This is a genomic window from Thioclava sp. F42-5, assembly GCF_002213195.1.
GTDB lineage: Bacteria > Pseudomonadota > Alphaproteobacteria > Rhodobacterales > Rhodobacteraceae > Thioclava > Thioclava nitratireducens.
The window spans coordinates 80,797-96,384 of record NZ_NBNZ01000003.1 but is presented as its reverse complement, the minus strand read 5'-3'; the positions used below and the strand labels follow the sequence as shown (position 1 = coordinate 96,384).

Annotated in this window: 15 protein-coding genes and 1 tRNA gene; 13 read left to right on the top strand and 3 right to left on the bottom strand. The window is 64.3% G+C overall.

What is annotated here, in order from left to right:
• The 4 genes from metA to B6V74_RS10000 all read left to right on the top strand — a co-directional run bounded on the left by metA (window position 1) and on the right by B6V74_RS10000 (window position 3,533).
• Window positions 1–921: a homoserine O-succinyltransferase gene (gene metA / locus B6V74_RS10015; protein WP_075776544.1), complete on the top strand. Its 921-nt coding sequence runs from the start codon at window positions 1–3 to the stop codon at window positions 919–921.
• Complete coding sequence (locus tag B6V74_RS10010) at window positions 896–1,879, top strand: alpha/beta hydrolase (protein ID WP_088722703.1); 984 nt, start codon at window positions 896–898, stop codon at window positions 1,877–1,879. Before metA ends, B6V74_RS10010 begins: the two co-directional genes overlap by 26 nt.
• 156 nt (window positions 1,880–2,035) lie before the next feature.
• Window positions 2,036–2,932 (top strand): polyphosphate kinase 2, encoded by an 897-nt coding sequence (gene ppk2, locus B6V74_RS10005; protein WP_088722702.1) that lies wholly within the window; start codon window positions 2,036–2,038, stop codon window positions 2,930–2,932.
• A complete protein-coding gene (locus B6V74_RS10000) occupies window positions 2,925–3,533 on the top strand; it encodes a TetR/AcrR family transcriptional regulator (protein WP_075776547.1) in 609 nt (202 codons plus the stop codon). Before ppk2 ends, B6V74_RS10000 begins: the two co-directional genes overlap by 8 nt.
• A 100-nt stretch (window positions 3,534–3,633) precedes the next feature.
• Here the strand turns inward: B6V74_RS10000 and B6V74_RS09995 are convergent, their stop codons facing one another.
• Window positions 3,634–4,227 carry a porin family protein gene (locus tag B6V74_RS09995; protein ID WP_088722701.1) on the bottom strand — a complete coding sequence of 198 codons (594 nt, stop codon included), beginning with the start codon at window positions 4,225–4,227 and terminating at the stop codon, window positions 3,634–3,636.
• Between the two features lie 251 nt (window positions 4,228–4,478).
• Between B6V74_RS09995 and B6V74_RS09990 the strand changes: the two genes are divergently transcribed.
• From B6V74_RS09990 to B6V74_RS09950, 9 genes are all read left to right on the top strand, one after another.
• Window positions 4,479–5,225 carry an SDR family NAD(P)-dependent oxidoreductase gene (locus B6V74_RS09990; protein WP_075776549.1) on the top strand — a complete coding sequence of 249 codons (747 nt, stop codon included), beginning with the start codon at window positions 4,479–4,481 and terminating at the stop codon, window positions 5,223–5,225.
• 109 nt (window positions 5,226–5,334) lie between these two features.
• Window positions 5,335–5,424: transfer RNA gene (locus B6V74_RS09985), tRNA-Ser, on the top strand.
• Window positions 5,425–5,960: 536 nt separating this feature from the next.
• Complete coding sequence (locus tag B6V74_RS09980; protein WP_088718709.1) at window positions 5,961–7,064, top strand: transporter substrate-binding protein; 1,104 nt, start codon at window positions 5,961–5,963, stop codon at window positions 7,062–7,064.
• Window positions 7,061–7,669, top strand: coding sequence for an ANTAR domain-containing protein (locus B6V74_RS09975; protein ID WP_075776566.1), 609 nt, complete (start codon window positions 7,061–7,063; stop codon window positions 7,667–7,669). Before B6V74_RS09980 ends, B6V74_RS09975 begins: the two co-directional genes overlap by 4 nt.
• On the top strand, window positions 7,647–8,534 hold the full coding sequence (locus B6V74_RS09970) for an ABC transporter permease (protein WP_075776567.1): 888 nt from the start codon (window positions 7,647–7,649) through the stop codon (window positions 8,532–8,534). The genes B6V74_RS09975 and B6V74_RS09970 overlap by 23 nt, the downstream gene beginning before the upstream one ends.
• Window positions 8,534–9,454, top strand: coding sequence for an ABC transporter permease (locus B6V74_RS09965; protein WP_075776568.1), 921 nt, complete (start codon window positions 8,534–8,536; stop codon window positions 9,452–9,454). The genes B6V74_RS09970 and B6V74_RS09965 overlap by 1 nt, the downstream gene beginning before the upstream one ends.
• A gap of 74 nt (window positions 9,455–9,528) precedes the next feature.
• A complete protein-coding gene (locus B6V74_RS09960) occupies window positions 9,529–11,160 on the top strand; it encodes an ABC transporter substrate-binding protein (RefSeq protein ID WP_075776625.1) in 1,632 nt (543 codons plus the stop codon).
• Between the two features lie 6 nt (window positions 11,161–11,166).
• Entirely contained in the window at window positions 11,167–12,126 is a 960-nt protein-coding gene (locus B6V74_RS09955; RefSeq protein WP_075776569.1) for an acetamidase/formamidase family protein, read from the top strand.
• A 5-nt stretch (window positions 12,127–12,131) separates the two neighbouring features.
• On the top strand, window positions 12,132–13,946 hold the full coding sequence (locus tag B6V74_RS09950) for an ABC transporter ATP-binding protein (protein WP_075776626.1): 1,815 nt from the start codon (window positions 12,132–12,134) through the stop codon (window positions 13,944–13,946).
• A gap of 97 nt (window positions 13,947–14,043) precedes the next feature.
• On the opposite strand, the gene B6V74_RS09945 is transcribed toward B6V74_RS09950, so the two are convergent.
• On the bottom strand, window positions 14,044–14,904 hold the full coding sequence (locus B6V74_RS09945) for a polysaccharide deacetylase (RefSeq protein ID WP_088722700.1): 861 nt from the start codon (window positions 14,902–14,904) through the stop codon (window positions 14,044–14,046).
• 12 nt (window positions 14,905–14,916) lie between these two features.
• Window positions 14,917–15,549 (bottom strand): TetR/AcrR family transcriptional regulator, encoded by a 633-nt coding sequence (locus B6V74_RS09940; protein ID WP_075776571.1) that lies wholly within the window; start codon window positions 15,547–15,549, stop codon window positions 14,917–14,919.
• Between the last annotated feature and the right edge of the window lie 39 nt (window positions 15,550–15,588).

Below are 15,588 nucleotides of genomic sequence, written 5' to 3'. Positions count from 1 at the left end.
ATGCCGATCAAGCTGCCTGAAAACCTCCCCGCCTTCGACATCCTGTCGCGGGAAGGCGTGATGGTGATGTCGCCCGAGCGCGCATCGCGGCAGGAAATCCGACCCATCCGGATCGGCCTTCTCAATCTCATGCCGAAGAAGATCCAGACCGAGAACCAGTTCGCACGCCTGATCGGGGCGACGCCGCTGCAGATCGACTTCCAGCTGATCCGCATGAGCGAGCATCAGACGAAGAACACCGCCGCCGAGCATATGGAAGAGTTCTACCGTCCCTTCGAAGAGGTCGAGGCCACCGGCGAGAAGTTCGACGGGCTGATCATCACCGGTGCTCCGATCGAACATTTGCCTTTCGAGGAGGTGACCTACTGGGAAGAGCTCAAGCGGATTTTCGACTGGACTCAGACCCATGTCTTTTCGACCTTCGGCGTCTGCTGGGGCGGCATGGCGATGGCCCACTACTTCCACGGCGTGAACAAGCACATGCTCGATCACAAGGCCTTCGGCTGCTTCCGGCATCGCAATTGCGCGCCCGCCTCGCCCTACCTGCGCGGCTTCTCGGACGATCTGCTGATCCCGGTGAGCCGCTGGACCGAGATGCGGCGTGACGAGTTGGAAGCGGCGGGCATGATCACGCTGATCCATTCCGATGAAACCGGGCCCTGTCTGGTCGAAGATCGCGCTCATCGGGCGCTCTACATCTTCAACCATCTGGAATATGACAGCGGCACGCTGAAAGAAGAATACGATCGTGACGTCGCGGCGGGGAAACCGATCAACGTCCCCGCGAATTACTATCCTGAGAACGACCCGAGCCGGGTGCCGACGAACCGGTGGAAGAGCCACGCCCACCTGCTTTACGGCAACTGGATTAACGAGATTTATCAGGAAACTCCGTATGATCTGGCCGAGATTGGTAACTAGCCTCGTCCTCGTGCTGCTCATTCTGGGCGGCGCGACCTGGGGACTCGAGAGCTGGCGCGGCCGGATGGCGGAGCAGCGCTATCCGCCCAACGGCATATTCGTGGACGTTGGGAACCAGCGTGTGCATATGGTCATCAAGGGCGATCACGGCCCGGCGGTCGTGTTGATCCACGGCGCCTCGGGCTCGGCCCGCGATCTGACCTTCGATCTCGCACCGGAACTAGCGAAACGCTATCGCGTCTTCGTGCCCGACCGTCCGGGGTTCGGCTATTCCGATCCGCTGCCGGAGGAGCACGACACGATCGAGGACCAGGCCAAGCTGCTGCAGCAGGCGACGAAGATGGCGGGCGCGGAGAAACCGATCGTGCTCGGCCATTCCTATGGCGGGGCTGTCGCAATTGCCTGGGCGGTATATCTGCCCGGTACGCTCTCGGGTCTGGTGCCGGTCTCCGCTCCCTCGCATAGCTGGGACACCGGGCTGCCGCTTCTCTATCAGATCACGTCGCCGCCACTGGGTCAGGCGATCGCCGTCCCGCTGATCTCGGCCTGGACGCCACCCGCGATCATTCGCTCCGAGGTGGAAGGAGTCTTCGCGCCGCAGGAGATGCCGATCGGCTACATGCGCTGGTTCGGCCCCGGCATGACGCTGCGTGTCGAAACGATGCGGGTGAATGCGCGCCAGCGTGCCGAGCTGAAGCCCGAAATTCAGCAGATGATCCCCCATTATCCCGATCTCGACCTCCCGGTCGTCTCTTTGCATGGCACGGCCGACACCATCGTGGGCGAGAAAATCCACGCGGTGCCCTTCACGAAGGAGGTGCCGGGGGCGGAACTGATCTCGCTCGACGGAATCGGACATATGGTCCCGCATGTCGCGTTGCTCCAGACCGTCGCCGCGGTGGACCGTGTCGCGGCGCGCGCTGGCTATGACATCGCGATGAAGGCGGCGGCGGAGTAACCGACACTCAAGCACTGCAGTCGCGTGAAAAGCGGTCACTCCTGCGGTTTTGCGCGCACGTCACACGCCCGGTATCGCCTGCCCGCCGCTGTGCGGCACCGCTTGCACCGTCCCGGCCCGCGCAGCATACTGCCGTGAAACGACAAAAGGCAGATCATGGCCAAGGACAAGAGTGACCCGCCGTTCGATATCCCCTTCGTGGGCGACATCACCCGCTACCTCGAGGAGGAAGCGCCGGACGTCGTGCGCGAGGCGATCGAGAAGGCGGGCAAGGATGACATGCTCTCGCCCTCCTACCCTTACGACGAGGAGATGAAGCGCAAGAAATACGACCGTCACATGGATGCGCTTCAGGTCGAACTGGTCAAGATGTTCTGGGACGCCAAGGAAACCGGCAAGCGGATCGCGGTGATCTTCGAAGGGCGCGACGCGGCGGGCAAAGGCGGCACGATCGGGCGGATGCGGCAGAACCTGAACCCGCGCTCGGCCTATGTCGTGGCGCTGCCGAAGCCCACCGAGACCGAAGCCACGCAATGGTATTTCCAGCGCTATGTCGACTGGCTTCCGGCCGCGGGCCAGATCGCGATGTTCGACCGCTCGTGGTACAACCGCGGCGTGGTGGAACATGTCTTCGGCTTCTGCACGCCCGAGCAGCGCGAGCATTTCTTCTGCCAGTTGCCCGATTTCGAGAAGATGCTGGTCGATGACGGGATCATCCTCGTGAAGCTCTGGCTCAACGTGGATCGCGCCGAACAGCTGCGCCGCTTTCTCAAGCGCGAGAAGGATCCGCTCAAACAGTGGAAGCTGAGCTGGATCGACGTCGAAGGGCTCAAGCGCTGGGACGCTTATTCCGACGCGATCCAGGAGACGCTGGCGCGATCCGACAACGCGCATGCGCCCTGGACGGTAATCCGCTCGGACGACAAGAAACGCGCCCGGATTGCCGCGATCCAGACGGTGTTGAACGCGGTCGATTATGCGCATAAGGACCGCGACGCGATCGGCGAGATCGACGGTGAAATCTGCGGTGGCATCGACGTTCTGAATGTCTAAGCAAGGCTATCATCACGGCAACCTGCGTCAGGCGCTCGTAGCCTCCGCGCTGGAGCTGATCGAGGAGAAGGGCCCGACCGGCTTCACGCTCTCGGAAGCGGCGAAACGCGCAGGCGTGACCCCGGCTGCGGTCTATCGCCATTTCGAGGGGCGCGAGGACCTGATCGCGGAATGTGCGCGGCAGGGCTATCTGATCTTCGGCGACCTGCTGGATCACGCGTGGAACGGCGGCAAGCCTTCGGCGCTGGCGGCGTTCTCGGCGGTGGGGCGCGCCTATCTCGCCTTCGCGCGGAAATATCCCGGTCACTACATGGCGATGTTCGAAAGCGGCATATCGCCCAACCGCTCACCCGATCTTGCGGCGGTGGCGCGCAAATCCAGCGACGCGATGGAACGTGCGACGCGCGCCCTGATGGCGCATATGCCGCCGGAAAAGCGCCCGCCCGTCGCGATGGTCGCGGCGCATGTCTGGGCGATGAGCCACGGCGTCGTGGAGCTTTATTCCCGCGAGGGAAATCGCGCGCCCTATGCCCCCGAGGACCTTCTGGAAAGCGGCATCGGCGTCTATCTGCGCGGGCTGGGCCTGATCGCTCCGGATTGAGCGGCCTTGCCCGATCCCGCCGCGTCGCAGCAACATCCGGACAAAGAAAAACGGGCGGAGGTTTCCCCCCGCCCGTCGATATCAGACGATCCGCCTGAGATCAGAACTTGTAGGACGCGGTTAGGTTCAGCGTCGTGGTGTTCAGATCGTCGGGGGTGCCGTCGAAGTTGTTGCCCTTGCGGTAGTCGAGCTCGGTACCGACGGTCCACTTCGGGTTAATGGCATATTTCATGCCGATACCAACCAGCGGAACGGTGTCGGAGTAGCTGGCGCCCGAACCGTTTTCAGCGTCGACGTAGGACGCGCCGAGCGTGCCGTAGAACAGCATGTTGTTGTAGGGCGCACCGGCGATCATCTTGAGGTCGGTCATCGAGTTGACCTTCGCGGCGGAGTTGCTGTCGTCGATGTTCGCGGCGTTATAGGCCAGCTCGCCACCGAGGACATAGCCGCCGAAGTCGCGCAGGTAACCCGCGTGCAGACCGCCCACGACGCCGTCGCCATCGATCGACTGGTCAGCCTTGCCGTAGCCGAGTTGAGCACCGGCATAGAAGCCGTCCCAGCTGAACTGCGCGGGCGCGACCGCGACCGGGGCCGGGGTGACTTCCGGAGCCGGTGCCGGGGTGGTGTAGCCGCCCGCCATCGCGGCGGAGCCAGCGAGTGCCAGAATGCTCGACGTAACGATGATACGTTTCATGTTTCTCTCTCTCCTGTCTTGGGGGTTCATCCCCCGTTGAGACGTTTTGGATCAGATCCGTTGCCCGGACCTATGCTCATTCAATGCAACGTCAATCGGCTTGGTTCCGACCATAGGCGGCAGGTTGCCGAAGCTGTCACAAGACGTGATCGGGGCGCCGGATGCTGCAGCCGCAAAATGCATTGGCAACACTGGACAAAGCGGCGGTTCCACTGGTTAATGAACACGCGTTCATTTCGAGGGAGTATCACATGGAGTTGAGCAAAATTCGCGCCATCATCACCGGCGGCGCTTCGGGGCTGGGGGCTGCGACCGCGCGGCACTTCGTTGAGTCGGGCGCGCAGGTGACGCTCTTCGACCGCGACCAGGCGGGCGGCGAGGCTTATGCGGCAGAGATCGGCGCGACCTTCGCCGAGGTCGACGTGACCTCCGAGGACAGCGTCGCCGCCGGGATCGCAGCCGCAGTAGACGCGATGGGCGGCATCGATGTGGCGGTCAATTGCGCCGGTATCGCCACCGGCGAGCGCGTGGTCGGCCGCGACGGGCCGCACCGGCTCGAGAGCTTCGCGCGCACGATCGACATCAACCTCGTGGGCAGCTTCAACGTCGCCCGCCTCGCCGCCGCCGAGATGGCCCGCAACCCCGGCCCCGAGCGTGGCGTGATCATCAACACTGCCTCCATCGCGGCTTTTGACGGCCAGAAGGGCCAGGCAGCCTATGCGGCGTCAAAAGGCGGAATCGTCGCGATGACCCTGCCCCTCGCCCGCGATCTGGCCAGCCAGGGCGTCCGTTGCTGCGCCATCGCGCCGGGCATTTTCGCCACGCCGATGATGAAGGGCCTGCCGCAGGAGGTGCAGGACAGCCTCGCCGCCGAAGTCACCTTCCCGAAGCGGCTCGGTGATCCCTCGGAATACGCCAAACTTGCCGGTTTCATCGTCCAGAGCGGCTATCTGAACGGCGAAGTGATCCGCCTCGACGGGGCGCTCCGGATGCGTTGACCTCACGTTTATGACGGCTTTGCGAAGGATCTGAAAAAATCCTCGAAAAACGGGTTGCAAGGGCGCGCGAGGGCGGCTAAATCCCGCCCTACGAAACGACCCCTGATGCGGAGAGGTGGCAGAGTGGTCGAATGCGGCGGTCTCGAAAACCGTTGTCGGTGAGAGCCGACCCAGGGTTCGAATCCCTGTCTCTCCGCCACTTCCCCCGGCGAATGAATGTGGGGAAAATATCCAAAAAAATCAGCGCTTAGCTAGCGTAGCTCGGCGCGTGGCTCGCCTCTTTCGGTGAATTTGCCATGCCAGCGGAGCGCTTGCCCTTTTCCCGGCTTCCGAATTTTGGCAAACAGCCGCCCCCTGCGGAAAGTCAGAGGCTCCCAGACCGAAGCCAGTCGCCGCGCCGGGAGCATTGTTCCCGGCGGCAGACGCGGCGCGTCGTGCTCGGACGAACGAAACCGATCCCTCCAAAACCGATTCTCACCGGCGTGTGACAAAACATTGCTCTCAGATGACGGTTTTGTGCACAAATTTTGTGCAGCCACCCCGAAAAATCCACCTCTGAGCTGTGAACCCGCAGAGGTTTCGCAATTTGCGCTTGCCGCCTGAGTCTCACGCTGCAAATTTGGTTCCACATCGGAACAACCCGAACGGCAATTGCGCCTCGCTTTGACACCGCTTTCCTGCGGCAAGTCAGCGGGGCGTTTTGCGTTTTGGATCAGGGGTGCTGCGGGAGCGGATATGAAGAAACGGATCGAACTTGGCCTGCTATATTCCCGCTCGGGGAGCTATTCTCTGATTTCAGAGGCTTGCCGGACCGGGGCGCTGAGCGCGATTGCAGAGATCAACGCGATGCCCGATTTCCCGCTCACCTTTGCTCCGGTCGAGCGCGACCCAGAGGGCAACATCGACGCCTACGGTCCGCTCTGCGAGGAAATTCTGCGAGACAGCGATGCCCGCCACGTGATTGGTTGCGTCACGTCGTGGAGCCGCAAGGAAGTGATCCCGACGCTGGAGAAAGCGGGCGGTACGCTCTGGTACGCGGTGCCCTACGAAGGGTTCGAAGCCTCCGATCATGTCGTCTACACCCATGCCTGCCCGAACCAGCACCTGCTGCCAATGCTGGGCTGGGCCTTCGCCCGGCTGGGACGGCGGGGCTTTCTGACCGGCTCGAATTACATCTGGGGCTGGGAGATGAACCGGCTCGCCCGAGACGTGATCTCGACCGCTAGCGGCGAGGTTCTGGGCGAACGTTACCTGCCGCTCGGCTCGCTTGATGTCGACCGGATGATTGCTGAAATTCGCGCGACCCGGCCCGATTTCATTCTCAACAACCTGATCGGCCCGTCGCAATACGCCTTCCTCGAAGCCTATCACAGGCTCGGTCAGGAGGACGCCCATTTCCGGCCCGAGACCTGCCCGATCCTCTCATGCAATCTGACCGAATGCGAATTGCCCGCGATCCATCCGGGCGCGGCCGAGGGGCTCGTGGCCGCCGGGCCGTATTTCCGCGGCGCGACCGGCTGGCCGCAGGCGCAGCGCAATTTCGGCTCCTCGCATGAAGCGGCCGCTTGGTCCTCGGTCTATCGTCTCGCGCTTCTGCTCTCGGGACACGAAGACGCCCCGGACCAGAGCCTCGCACAACTCTTGCACGATGCGCCGCAGGGTACCGAGGGCATCGACGCCTCGACCCACCATACCGCCCTGCCCGTCCTGATCGCGCAGGTCGAGAACGGCGCTTTCACCGTTCGCGAGCGGTTCGAAGCCGTCGCGGGCGACCCCTATCTCGCACGGGGTCGCAACGCGGTCTCGCCCGGCGCGCCCCGACTGAAGGTGGTGTCATGAAACGCAAGATCCGCATCCCCGATCTCGGTGGCGCCCGCGCCTATATCCTGCATCGCCCGCACGCGACCGTGCAGGCGCTCGAGCGGCAGTTGCGCGCGATCGGCCTGACGGTCGTGCATTGCTGGCCCGAACTTCCGGCGGAAGCGCTGTCGGGCGATTTCGTCTTCTTCGACGCGGATCAGGGCTATGACGAGCAATTCCCGTGGAAGCCGGGGCAAAGCCCGATGCCGATGATCGCGCTGATCGGGACCGAAGCGCCGGGCCGGATCGAATGGTCGCTGGAAGCCGGTGCCCATGCGCAGCTCCTCAAACCGGTGGGCGATGGCGGGGTCTATTCAGCGCTGCTGATCGCGCGGCTCGGTTTCGAGGCGCGGGCGCAGCTTTCGGCGGAGATCGCGGATCTGCGTCGCCGCCTCGACGAGCGCCAGACGGTGGTGCGGGCGGTCACTCTGCTGGCCGCGCGGGGAAAGAGTGAGGCGGAGGCCTATGACCAGCTCCGCCAGATGGCGATGGCCTGGCGCGTGAGTTTTGAGGATGCCGCGCGCCGCATCGTCGCCAACCATGACGAACAAAGGAAGACCGATGACCGACGCGACCTTGGCTGAGGGACCGGCCCGACCGCAAAGCGCCTTGCGCCGCCTGATGCGCCGCAAGCTCGCCCTTCTGGGCTTTGCGATCATCGCGATCGTAACGCTTGGCGCGATTTTCGCGCCGTGGATCGCGCCATTCGAGCCGCAGGACCAGATGTTCGACGGGCTGACGCTGGAAGGCGCCCCCATGCCGCCGGGCGAAAAGTTCTGGCTCGGCACCGACCTTCTCGGCCGCGACCTGTTCTCGCGCATCCTTTACGGCGCGCGGACCTCGCTGATCATCGGCGTCGTCGCGAACGGCCTTGCGCTGATTATCGGCACGCTGATCGGCGTGACGGCAGGCTATTTCCGCGGCTGGATCGGTGCGGTGCTGATGCGCTTCACCGACCTGATGATGGCCTTCCCGGCGCTGCTGCTGGCGATCTGCCTCGCCGCTATCTTCACGCCGTCGCTGTGGATCGTCGCGATGGTGATCGCGCTGGTGAACTGGGTGCAGACGGCGCGCGTGGTCTTCACCGAGACCTCGGCATTGGCCGAGCGTGAATTCGTCGCCGCCGAGCGGACCCTCGGCGCGGGCACCGTGCGCATCCTGTTCCGCCACATCCTGCCGCATTTGGTGCCGATGATCATCGTCTGGGGCACGCTGGGGATTTCGACCACGGTGCTGCTGGAGGCGACGCTGAGCTATCTCGGCGTGGGGGTTCAGCCGCCGACGCCGAGCTGGGGCAACATCATCTTCGAGAACCAGACCTATTTCCAGGCGGCCCCTTGGCTCGTCTTCATCCCGGGCGCCGCGATCCTGCTGCTGGCGCTGTCCTTCAACCTCGTGGGCGACGCATTGCGCGACGTGCTCGACCCGACGCAGAGAGGGCGTGACTGATGCTGGCCTATCTGATCCGACGCCTGATCCAGGCTGCCCTGATCCTTCTCGGCGTCTCCTTCATCACATTCTTCCTGCTCTTCGTGCTGCCGGCCGACCCGGTGCGTCAGATCGCGGGCCGCTCGGCCACGCCCGAGACGGTCGCCAATATCCGCCACCAGCTGGGCCTCGATCAGCCCTTCATCGTGCAATACTGGCGCTACCTGACCGGGTTGTTCCAGGGCGATATGGGCCGCAGCTACCTGCAGAAGACCGAGGTCGCGACGCTGGTCGCCGCGCGCCTGCCCGCGACGCTCCTGCTGATGCTGGGCGCGATCGTCGCCGAACTGATCATGGGGCTCACGCTGGGCATCGTCGCTGCGATCCGCCGCGGCGGCGCGCTCGACCAGTCGCTGATGATCACTTCGTTCGTCGCGGTCTCGGCGCCGCAATTCGTGGTCGGCCTGCTTCTGCTCTATGTCTTCGCGGTCAAGCTGAGCTGGTTCCCGATCGGTGGCTACGGCAGCTTCTCCAACCTCGTGCTGCCGGCGCTGACCCTCGGGATCATGGGCTCGGGCTGGTACAGCCGGATGATGCGCTCCTCGATGATCGACGTGCTGCGCTCGGACTATATCCGTACCGCCCGCGCCAAGGGGCTGCGGCGCTTCCGGGTGCTGGCGCTGCACGCGATGCCGAACGCCATCCTGCCGATCATCGCGATGATCGGGATCGATATCGGCATCTTCATGTCCGGCATCGTCGTCGTGGAAAGCGTCTTTGGCTGGCCCGGCATCGGGCAGCTCGCCTGGCAGGCGATCCAGCGCGTCGACATCCCGATCATCATGGGCGTCACGCTCGTATCCGCCTGCGCGATCGTGCTGGGCAACCTGCTGGCCGACCTGATCACACCTTTCATCGATCCGCGCATCAAGCTGCGCTGATCGCAACCAGAGCCCCGGAGGAACCGGGCCCCTCGACCAACGTCCAACGGAGAAAGAGAGACAAAATGAGCTTGATGAGAAAGATGCTCGTGACGAGCACCCTCGCGGTGTCGCTGGGCTTCGGCAGCTTTGCCGCGGCGGCGGACTACACCCCCGACCCGAACGCCAAGGAAGGCGGCGATATCGTCATCACCTACAAGGATGACGTGGCCACGCTGGACCCGGCGATCGGTTATGACTGGCAGAACTGGTCGATGATCAAATCGATCTTCGACGGGCTGATGGATTACGTTCCCGGCACCACCGAGCTGCGCCCCGGCCTCGCCGAGAGCTACGAGATCTCGGATGACGGCACGGTCTTCACCTTCCACCTGCGCAAGGGCGTAAAGTTCCACAACGGTCGCGAAATGACCGCCGAAGACGTGAAATACTCGCTCGACCGCGTGACCACGCCCGCGACCCAGTCGCCCGGCGCAGGCTTCTTCGGCTCGATCAAGGGCTATGACGCGATGGCGGACGGCTCGGCCACGAGCCTCGAAGGCGTGACCGTCGTCGATCCCTACACCGTCAAGATCGAGCTGTCGCGCGCCGACGCGACCTTCCTGCACGTGATGGCGCTGAACTTCGCCTCGGTCGTGCCGAAGGAAGCGGTCGACGAATACGGCACCGATTTCGGCAAGCATCCCGTGGGCACCGGCGCGTTCAAGCTCGCCGACTGGACGATCGGCCAGCAGCTCGTGTTCCAGAAGAACGCCGATTACTGGCGCGAGGGCATCCCCTATCTCGACACCATCACCTTCGAGGTCGGCCAAGAGCCGATCGTGGCCCTGCTGCGCCTGCAGAAGGGTGAGGTGGACGTGCCCGGCGATGGCATCCCGCCGGCGAAGTTCAACGAGGTGATGAACAATCCCGACGAGGCCAAACGCGTCGTCATGGGCGGCCAGCTGCATACCGGCTACATCACGCTGAACACCCAGATGGCGCCCTTCGACAAGGTCGAGGTGCGTCGGGCGATGAACATGGCGATCAACAAGGATCGCATCGTGCAGATGATCAACGGTCGCGCCACGCCCGCGAACCAGCCGCTGCCGCCGTCGATGCCGGGCTACACCAAGGATTACGAGGGCTATCCCTTCGATCAGGAAAAGGCCAAGCAGATGCTCGCGGATGCGGGCTATCCCGACGGGTTCGAGACCGAGCTCTACGTGATGAACACCGACCCGAACCCGCGCATCGCCCAGGCGATCCAGCAGGACCTGTCGCAGATCGGCGTGAAGGTCGACATCAAGGCGCTGGCGCAGGCCAACGTGATCGAAGCGGGCGGCACGCCGAAAACCGCACCGATGATCTGGTCGGGCGGCATGGCGTGGATCGCCGACTTCCCCGATCCGTCCAACTTCTACGGGCCGATCCTGGGTTGCGCGGGCGCGGTCGAGGGCGGCTGGAACTGGTCGTGGTACTGCAACAAGGAACTCGACGCGATGGCGACCGAGGCGGACTCGATTACCGACCCGGCCAAGCAGGACGAACGCCTGCAGAAATGGTCCGACGTTTACATGAAGGTCATGGAAGACGCGCCGTGGGTGCCGGTGTTCAACGAGAACCGCTACACCATGAAGTCGAGCCGTATGGGCGGCGAAGATGCGCTCTATGTCGACCCGGTCTCGATCCCCGTGAACTACGACTACGTGTACGTGACGGAGTAAGCGCGCATGTGCAAAGCCTGTGACTATACGATCCACGGCGCACAGCACCATTTCGGCTGGGACAACTCGCTTGTCCCGGCCGAGACGGTGGCCCCGGGATCGACCATCGAATTCCATTGCCACGACAGCTCGGCCGGACAGCTCGGACCGTCCTCGACCGTGGAAGACGTCAAGACGCTCGATTTCGGCAAGATCAACCCGGTCTCCGGCCCGATCTATGTCGAAGGCGCGAAGCCCGGTGACGTGCTAAAGGTCACCATCGACAGCTTCACCCCGCGCGAGCAGGAAGGCTCCGCCTGGGGCTGGACCGCGAATATCCCGGGCTTCGGCCTGCTGGCGGATCAGTTCGAGGATCCGGCGCTGACGATCTGGAAATACGACGCCGCCTCGCCCGACAAGGCGCTTTGGGGCAGCGAAGGCAAGGTCGGCCTCAAGCCGTTCTGTGGCACCATCGGCGTCGCCCCGGCAGAAGCCGGCCCGCATTCCATCGTCCCGCCGCGCCGCGTGGGCGGGAATCTCGACATTCGCGATCTGGCGGCGGGCACCACGCTCTACCTGCCGGTCGAGGTCGAGGGCGCGCTGTTCTCCGTGGGCGACACCCATGCCGCCCAAGGCGATGGCGAGGTCTGCGGCACCGCGATCGAGAGCCCGATGAACTGCGTGCTCAGCTTCGACCTGATCAAGAACGAGACGCTGAAATTCCCGCGCTTCACCACGCCGGGGCCGGTCACGCGCCACCTCGACACGGCGGGCTACGAGGTCACGACGGGCATCGGCCCGGACCTGATGTCGGGCGCGCGCGATGCGGTCTCGGGCATGATCGACCTTCTGTGCGCACAGCGCGGCATGTCGGCGGTCGACGCCTATATGCTGGTTTCGACCTGTGGCGATCTGCGCATCTCCGAGATCGTCGATATGCCCAACTGGGTCGTCAGCTTCTACTTCCCGAGAAACGTGTTCGAATGATCGAGATGCAACAAACGAAAGCCGGGGCCGTCATGGCCCCGGAGCCCGCCCAGCCGGTGCTCGCCGTCGAAGGTCTCACGATCTCGGTGCGCTCGGAGGGGCGCGAGCGCGCGTTGGTCAGCGATCTGAGCTTCACGCTCGCACGCGGCGAGACCATCGCCATCGCGGGCGAGAGCGGGTCGGGCAAGTCGCTGACCTCTCTGGCCATCATGGGTCTGTTGCCGCCCCCTGCCCTTCGGGTCAGTTCCGGCGCCATCCGCTTCCATGACGAAGACCTGACGCGCCTGCCCGAGGGCCGGATGCGCGCCATTCGCGGCAACCGCATCGCGATGATCTTCCAGGAGCCGATGACCTCGCTCAACCCGGTGCTGACGATCGGCTTGCAACTCTCCGAAGCGATCCGCGCGCATGAGCCGGTCTCGAAGCCAGAGGCTCGGACCCGTGCGCTTGAGGCACTGCGGCGTGTGCGCATCTCCGAACCCGAGCGTCGCATGACGCAATATCCGCACGAGCTGTCCGGCGGCATGCGGCAGCGCGTGATGATCGCGATGGCGCTGGCGCTGCGCCCCGACGTGCTGATCGCCGATGAGCCCACGACCGCGCTCGACGTGACAGTGCAGCGCGAGGTGCTCGATCTGCTGCGCGATCTGCAGGACGAGATGGGAACGGCGATCATCCTGATCACCCACGACATGGGCGTCGTCGCCGAGATGGCCGAGCGGGTCATCGTCATGAAGCAGGGTCAGGCGGTCGAGACCGGCCCTGTCTCGCAGATTTTCACCGCCCCGCGCGAGGCCTATACGCAGGACCTGCTGGCCGCGGTACCGCGCATGGGCGACGGCAGCGGCGCTGCGGGCGCGTCCCCGGATGCCAAACCCGTGGCGCGGTTGCGCGACGTGAAGGTGCATTTCGACATCCGCGGCGGTATCCTGTCGCAGGTCACGCACCGGGTGCACGCGGTCGAAGGTGTCAGCTTCGACATCATGGAGGGCGAGACCTTCTCGCTCGTCGGTGAAAGCGGCTGCGGCAAATCCACCATCGCGAAGGCGCTGACCGGCCTCGTGCCGCATCAGGGCCGCATCGAGGTCGCAGGCCACACGATGGGCAGTTTGAGCGGCGCGAAGATGAAGGAGATGCGCCGCGACGTGCAGATCGTTTTTCAGGACCCGATGGCCGCGCTAGATCCGCGGATGCGGGTGGGCGATCTGGTGGCCGAGCCGCTGGTGATCCATGGCATCGGTACCCCCGAGGAGCAACGCGAGAAGGTCGCGGCGCTGTTCGAACGCGTCGGCCTCACCCGCGATCAGCTCGACCGCTATCCGCACGAGTTCTCGGGCGGCCAGCGCCAGCGAATCTGCATCGCCCGCGCGCTGGCGCTGCAGCCCAAGCTGATCGTCGCGGATGAAAGCGTCTCGGCGCTGGATGTGTCGGTGCAGGCACGGGTGCTGGACCTACTCGAGGCGCTGAAGCGCGAGTTCGGCATCGCGTACCTGTTCATCAGCCATGACATGGCCGTGGTCGAGAACATCTCGGACCGGATCGCGGTGATGTATATGGGGCAAATCGTGGAGATGGGCACGCGGGCGCAGATCTTCGGCGCACCGCAGCACCCCTACACGAAGCGCCTGATGGCCGCCGTGCCGATCCCCGACCCCGACAAGGTGCGCGAACCCATTCCGCGCCTCTCCGGCGAGGTTCCCAGCCCGGTCTACAAGCTGGGCACCGGCCCGCAGCGGCTCACGCTGCGCGATGTTGGCGACGGACACCTGGTGGCGGATGGTGATCTCCCCGCGATGCCCTCCGATACCGCGGCCGAATAAGCGCGAACAGCCAACAGATAAACGAAAACACCGCGGCGCTGTTCGGCGCCGCGGTGTTCTATTTGGCAGATCGGTGGCCTTCGTTCCCGAAGCGGCTTTACGTCTCGACGCCGATCCGTTCGTGGCGAAGCGTCGCCTCCGTAGCTTTCGCATGGCTGGCGATTTCTTCCATCGGTGCGAACCAGACGTCGCCCGTCGCCACGGCGCGTTCCAGCAGCCGTTCCATCTCGCGCCAGCGCGCCAACCGGCCCGTCAGGAACGGGTGGAGCACCGGCATCCAGAACCCGCCTGCCTCGTGCAACGCGTCGAACTCCTCGGCGAAGGCGCGGATGCCATCGGAGGGCGCACGGATCGGCATCAGGTAGTCGATCTCGCCGAAATGCGCGAAGGGCGGCCAGTCATCGGTGCCCCAATGCGGCGGCATCTCGATCAGGCTGCCTTTCGGGGTTTCGACGCGGTAGGGCAACTCGTCGGCCATCATCGAGCTGTCATAGAGAAACCCGTGCTCGATCAACCGGTTCAGCATCGCGGGCGTGAAGGAATAGACCGGCGCGCGATAGCCGCGCGGCTTGCGGCCCGTCATCGAGACATGAACCTCCAGCGCGCGCCCGAACAGCTCCGCCTCGCGTTCGTCGGAATGTTCCATCGGGTCTTCGTGCATCCACGAATGGTGCCCGATTTCGTGCCCTGCCTTCAGGATCGCCTCGACCGTCGCGGGATAATTCTGCATCACCCAGGCGGGCATGAAGAAGGTCTGCGTGAGGCCCAGACGGCGATAGGTCTCGAGGATGCGCGGCACCGCGACCGTCGGCCCGTAGCGACCCATCGAAATCGGCTGCAGGCGCAGCTCGGCATCGTCAGGACGGGCGGTGCGGATCAACGAATCCGCGTCGATATCGAAGGTCACGCAGGCGGCGCAGCGCTTGCCCTCGGGCCAGGTGATCGGGTTGAGAAACATGTCACTCTCCGCTCAGGAAGGATCGGCGGACACCGGGAGCGTCACCGAGAACAGCGCCACAATATCGTTGCGCAGCCAGGTCTCGATATCGTCCCGGCGCGCGGCGTCGGTGGAAATGAACTGGATGAAACGGGCGTTCTGCAGCTGGAACAGCGCGCGGCCCAGGTGGAGCGGGTTGAGATCGGCACTGAGCCGGCCGTCCCGCTGCATCGCCTCGATCCGGCGCACCAGCACCGAGGCAAGCTGTTCGTCGAGCTTGAAATAGGCCTTGGACAGCTGCGTGCCCGCCTCGATCGTGACCGCAGCGATGACCTGACGCCAGATTTCCTTCTCCAGCGTCTGCATCGCGTGTTCCATGATCTCATGCGCGAAGGCGAGCGTCAGCTCGACGAGATCGGCCTCTTTCCCGGGCAACCTGGCGTCGAGCCGTTCCAAGAGCTGCTTGTCGCTCTCGATGACCAGCGCGAGCAGCACCCCCGCCTTGGTTCCGTAGTAGTTATGGACAGTCACCCCCGAGACGCCCGCGGCGACCGCGATCGCCTCGATCGTCGTCTTGTCATAGCCCTTTTCGCGAAAAAGCTCTTTGGCCGATGTCACGATGCGGTTGCGACGGTCTTGTTTTTGTTGGGCGCGCAGGTTGCTCACAAGGTCCTCCTAGGGTTGCGAACAGTTGTCTGCGATGGC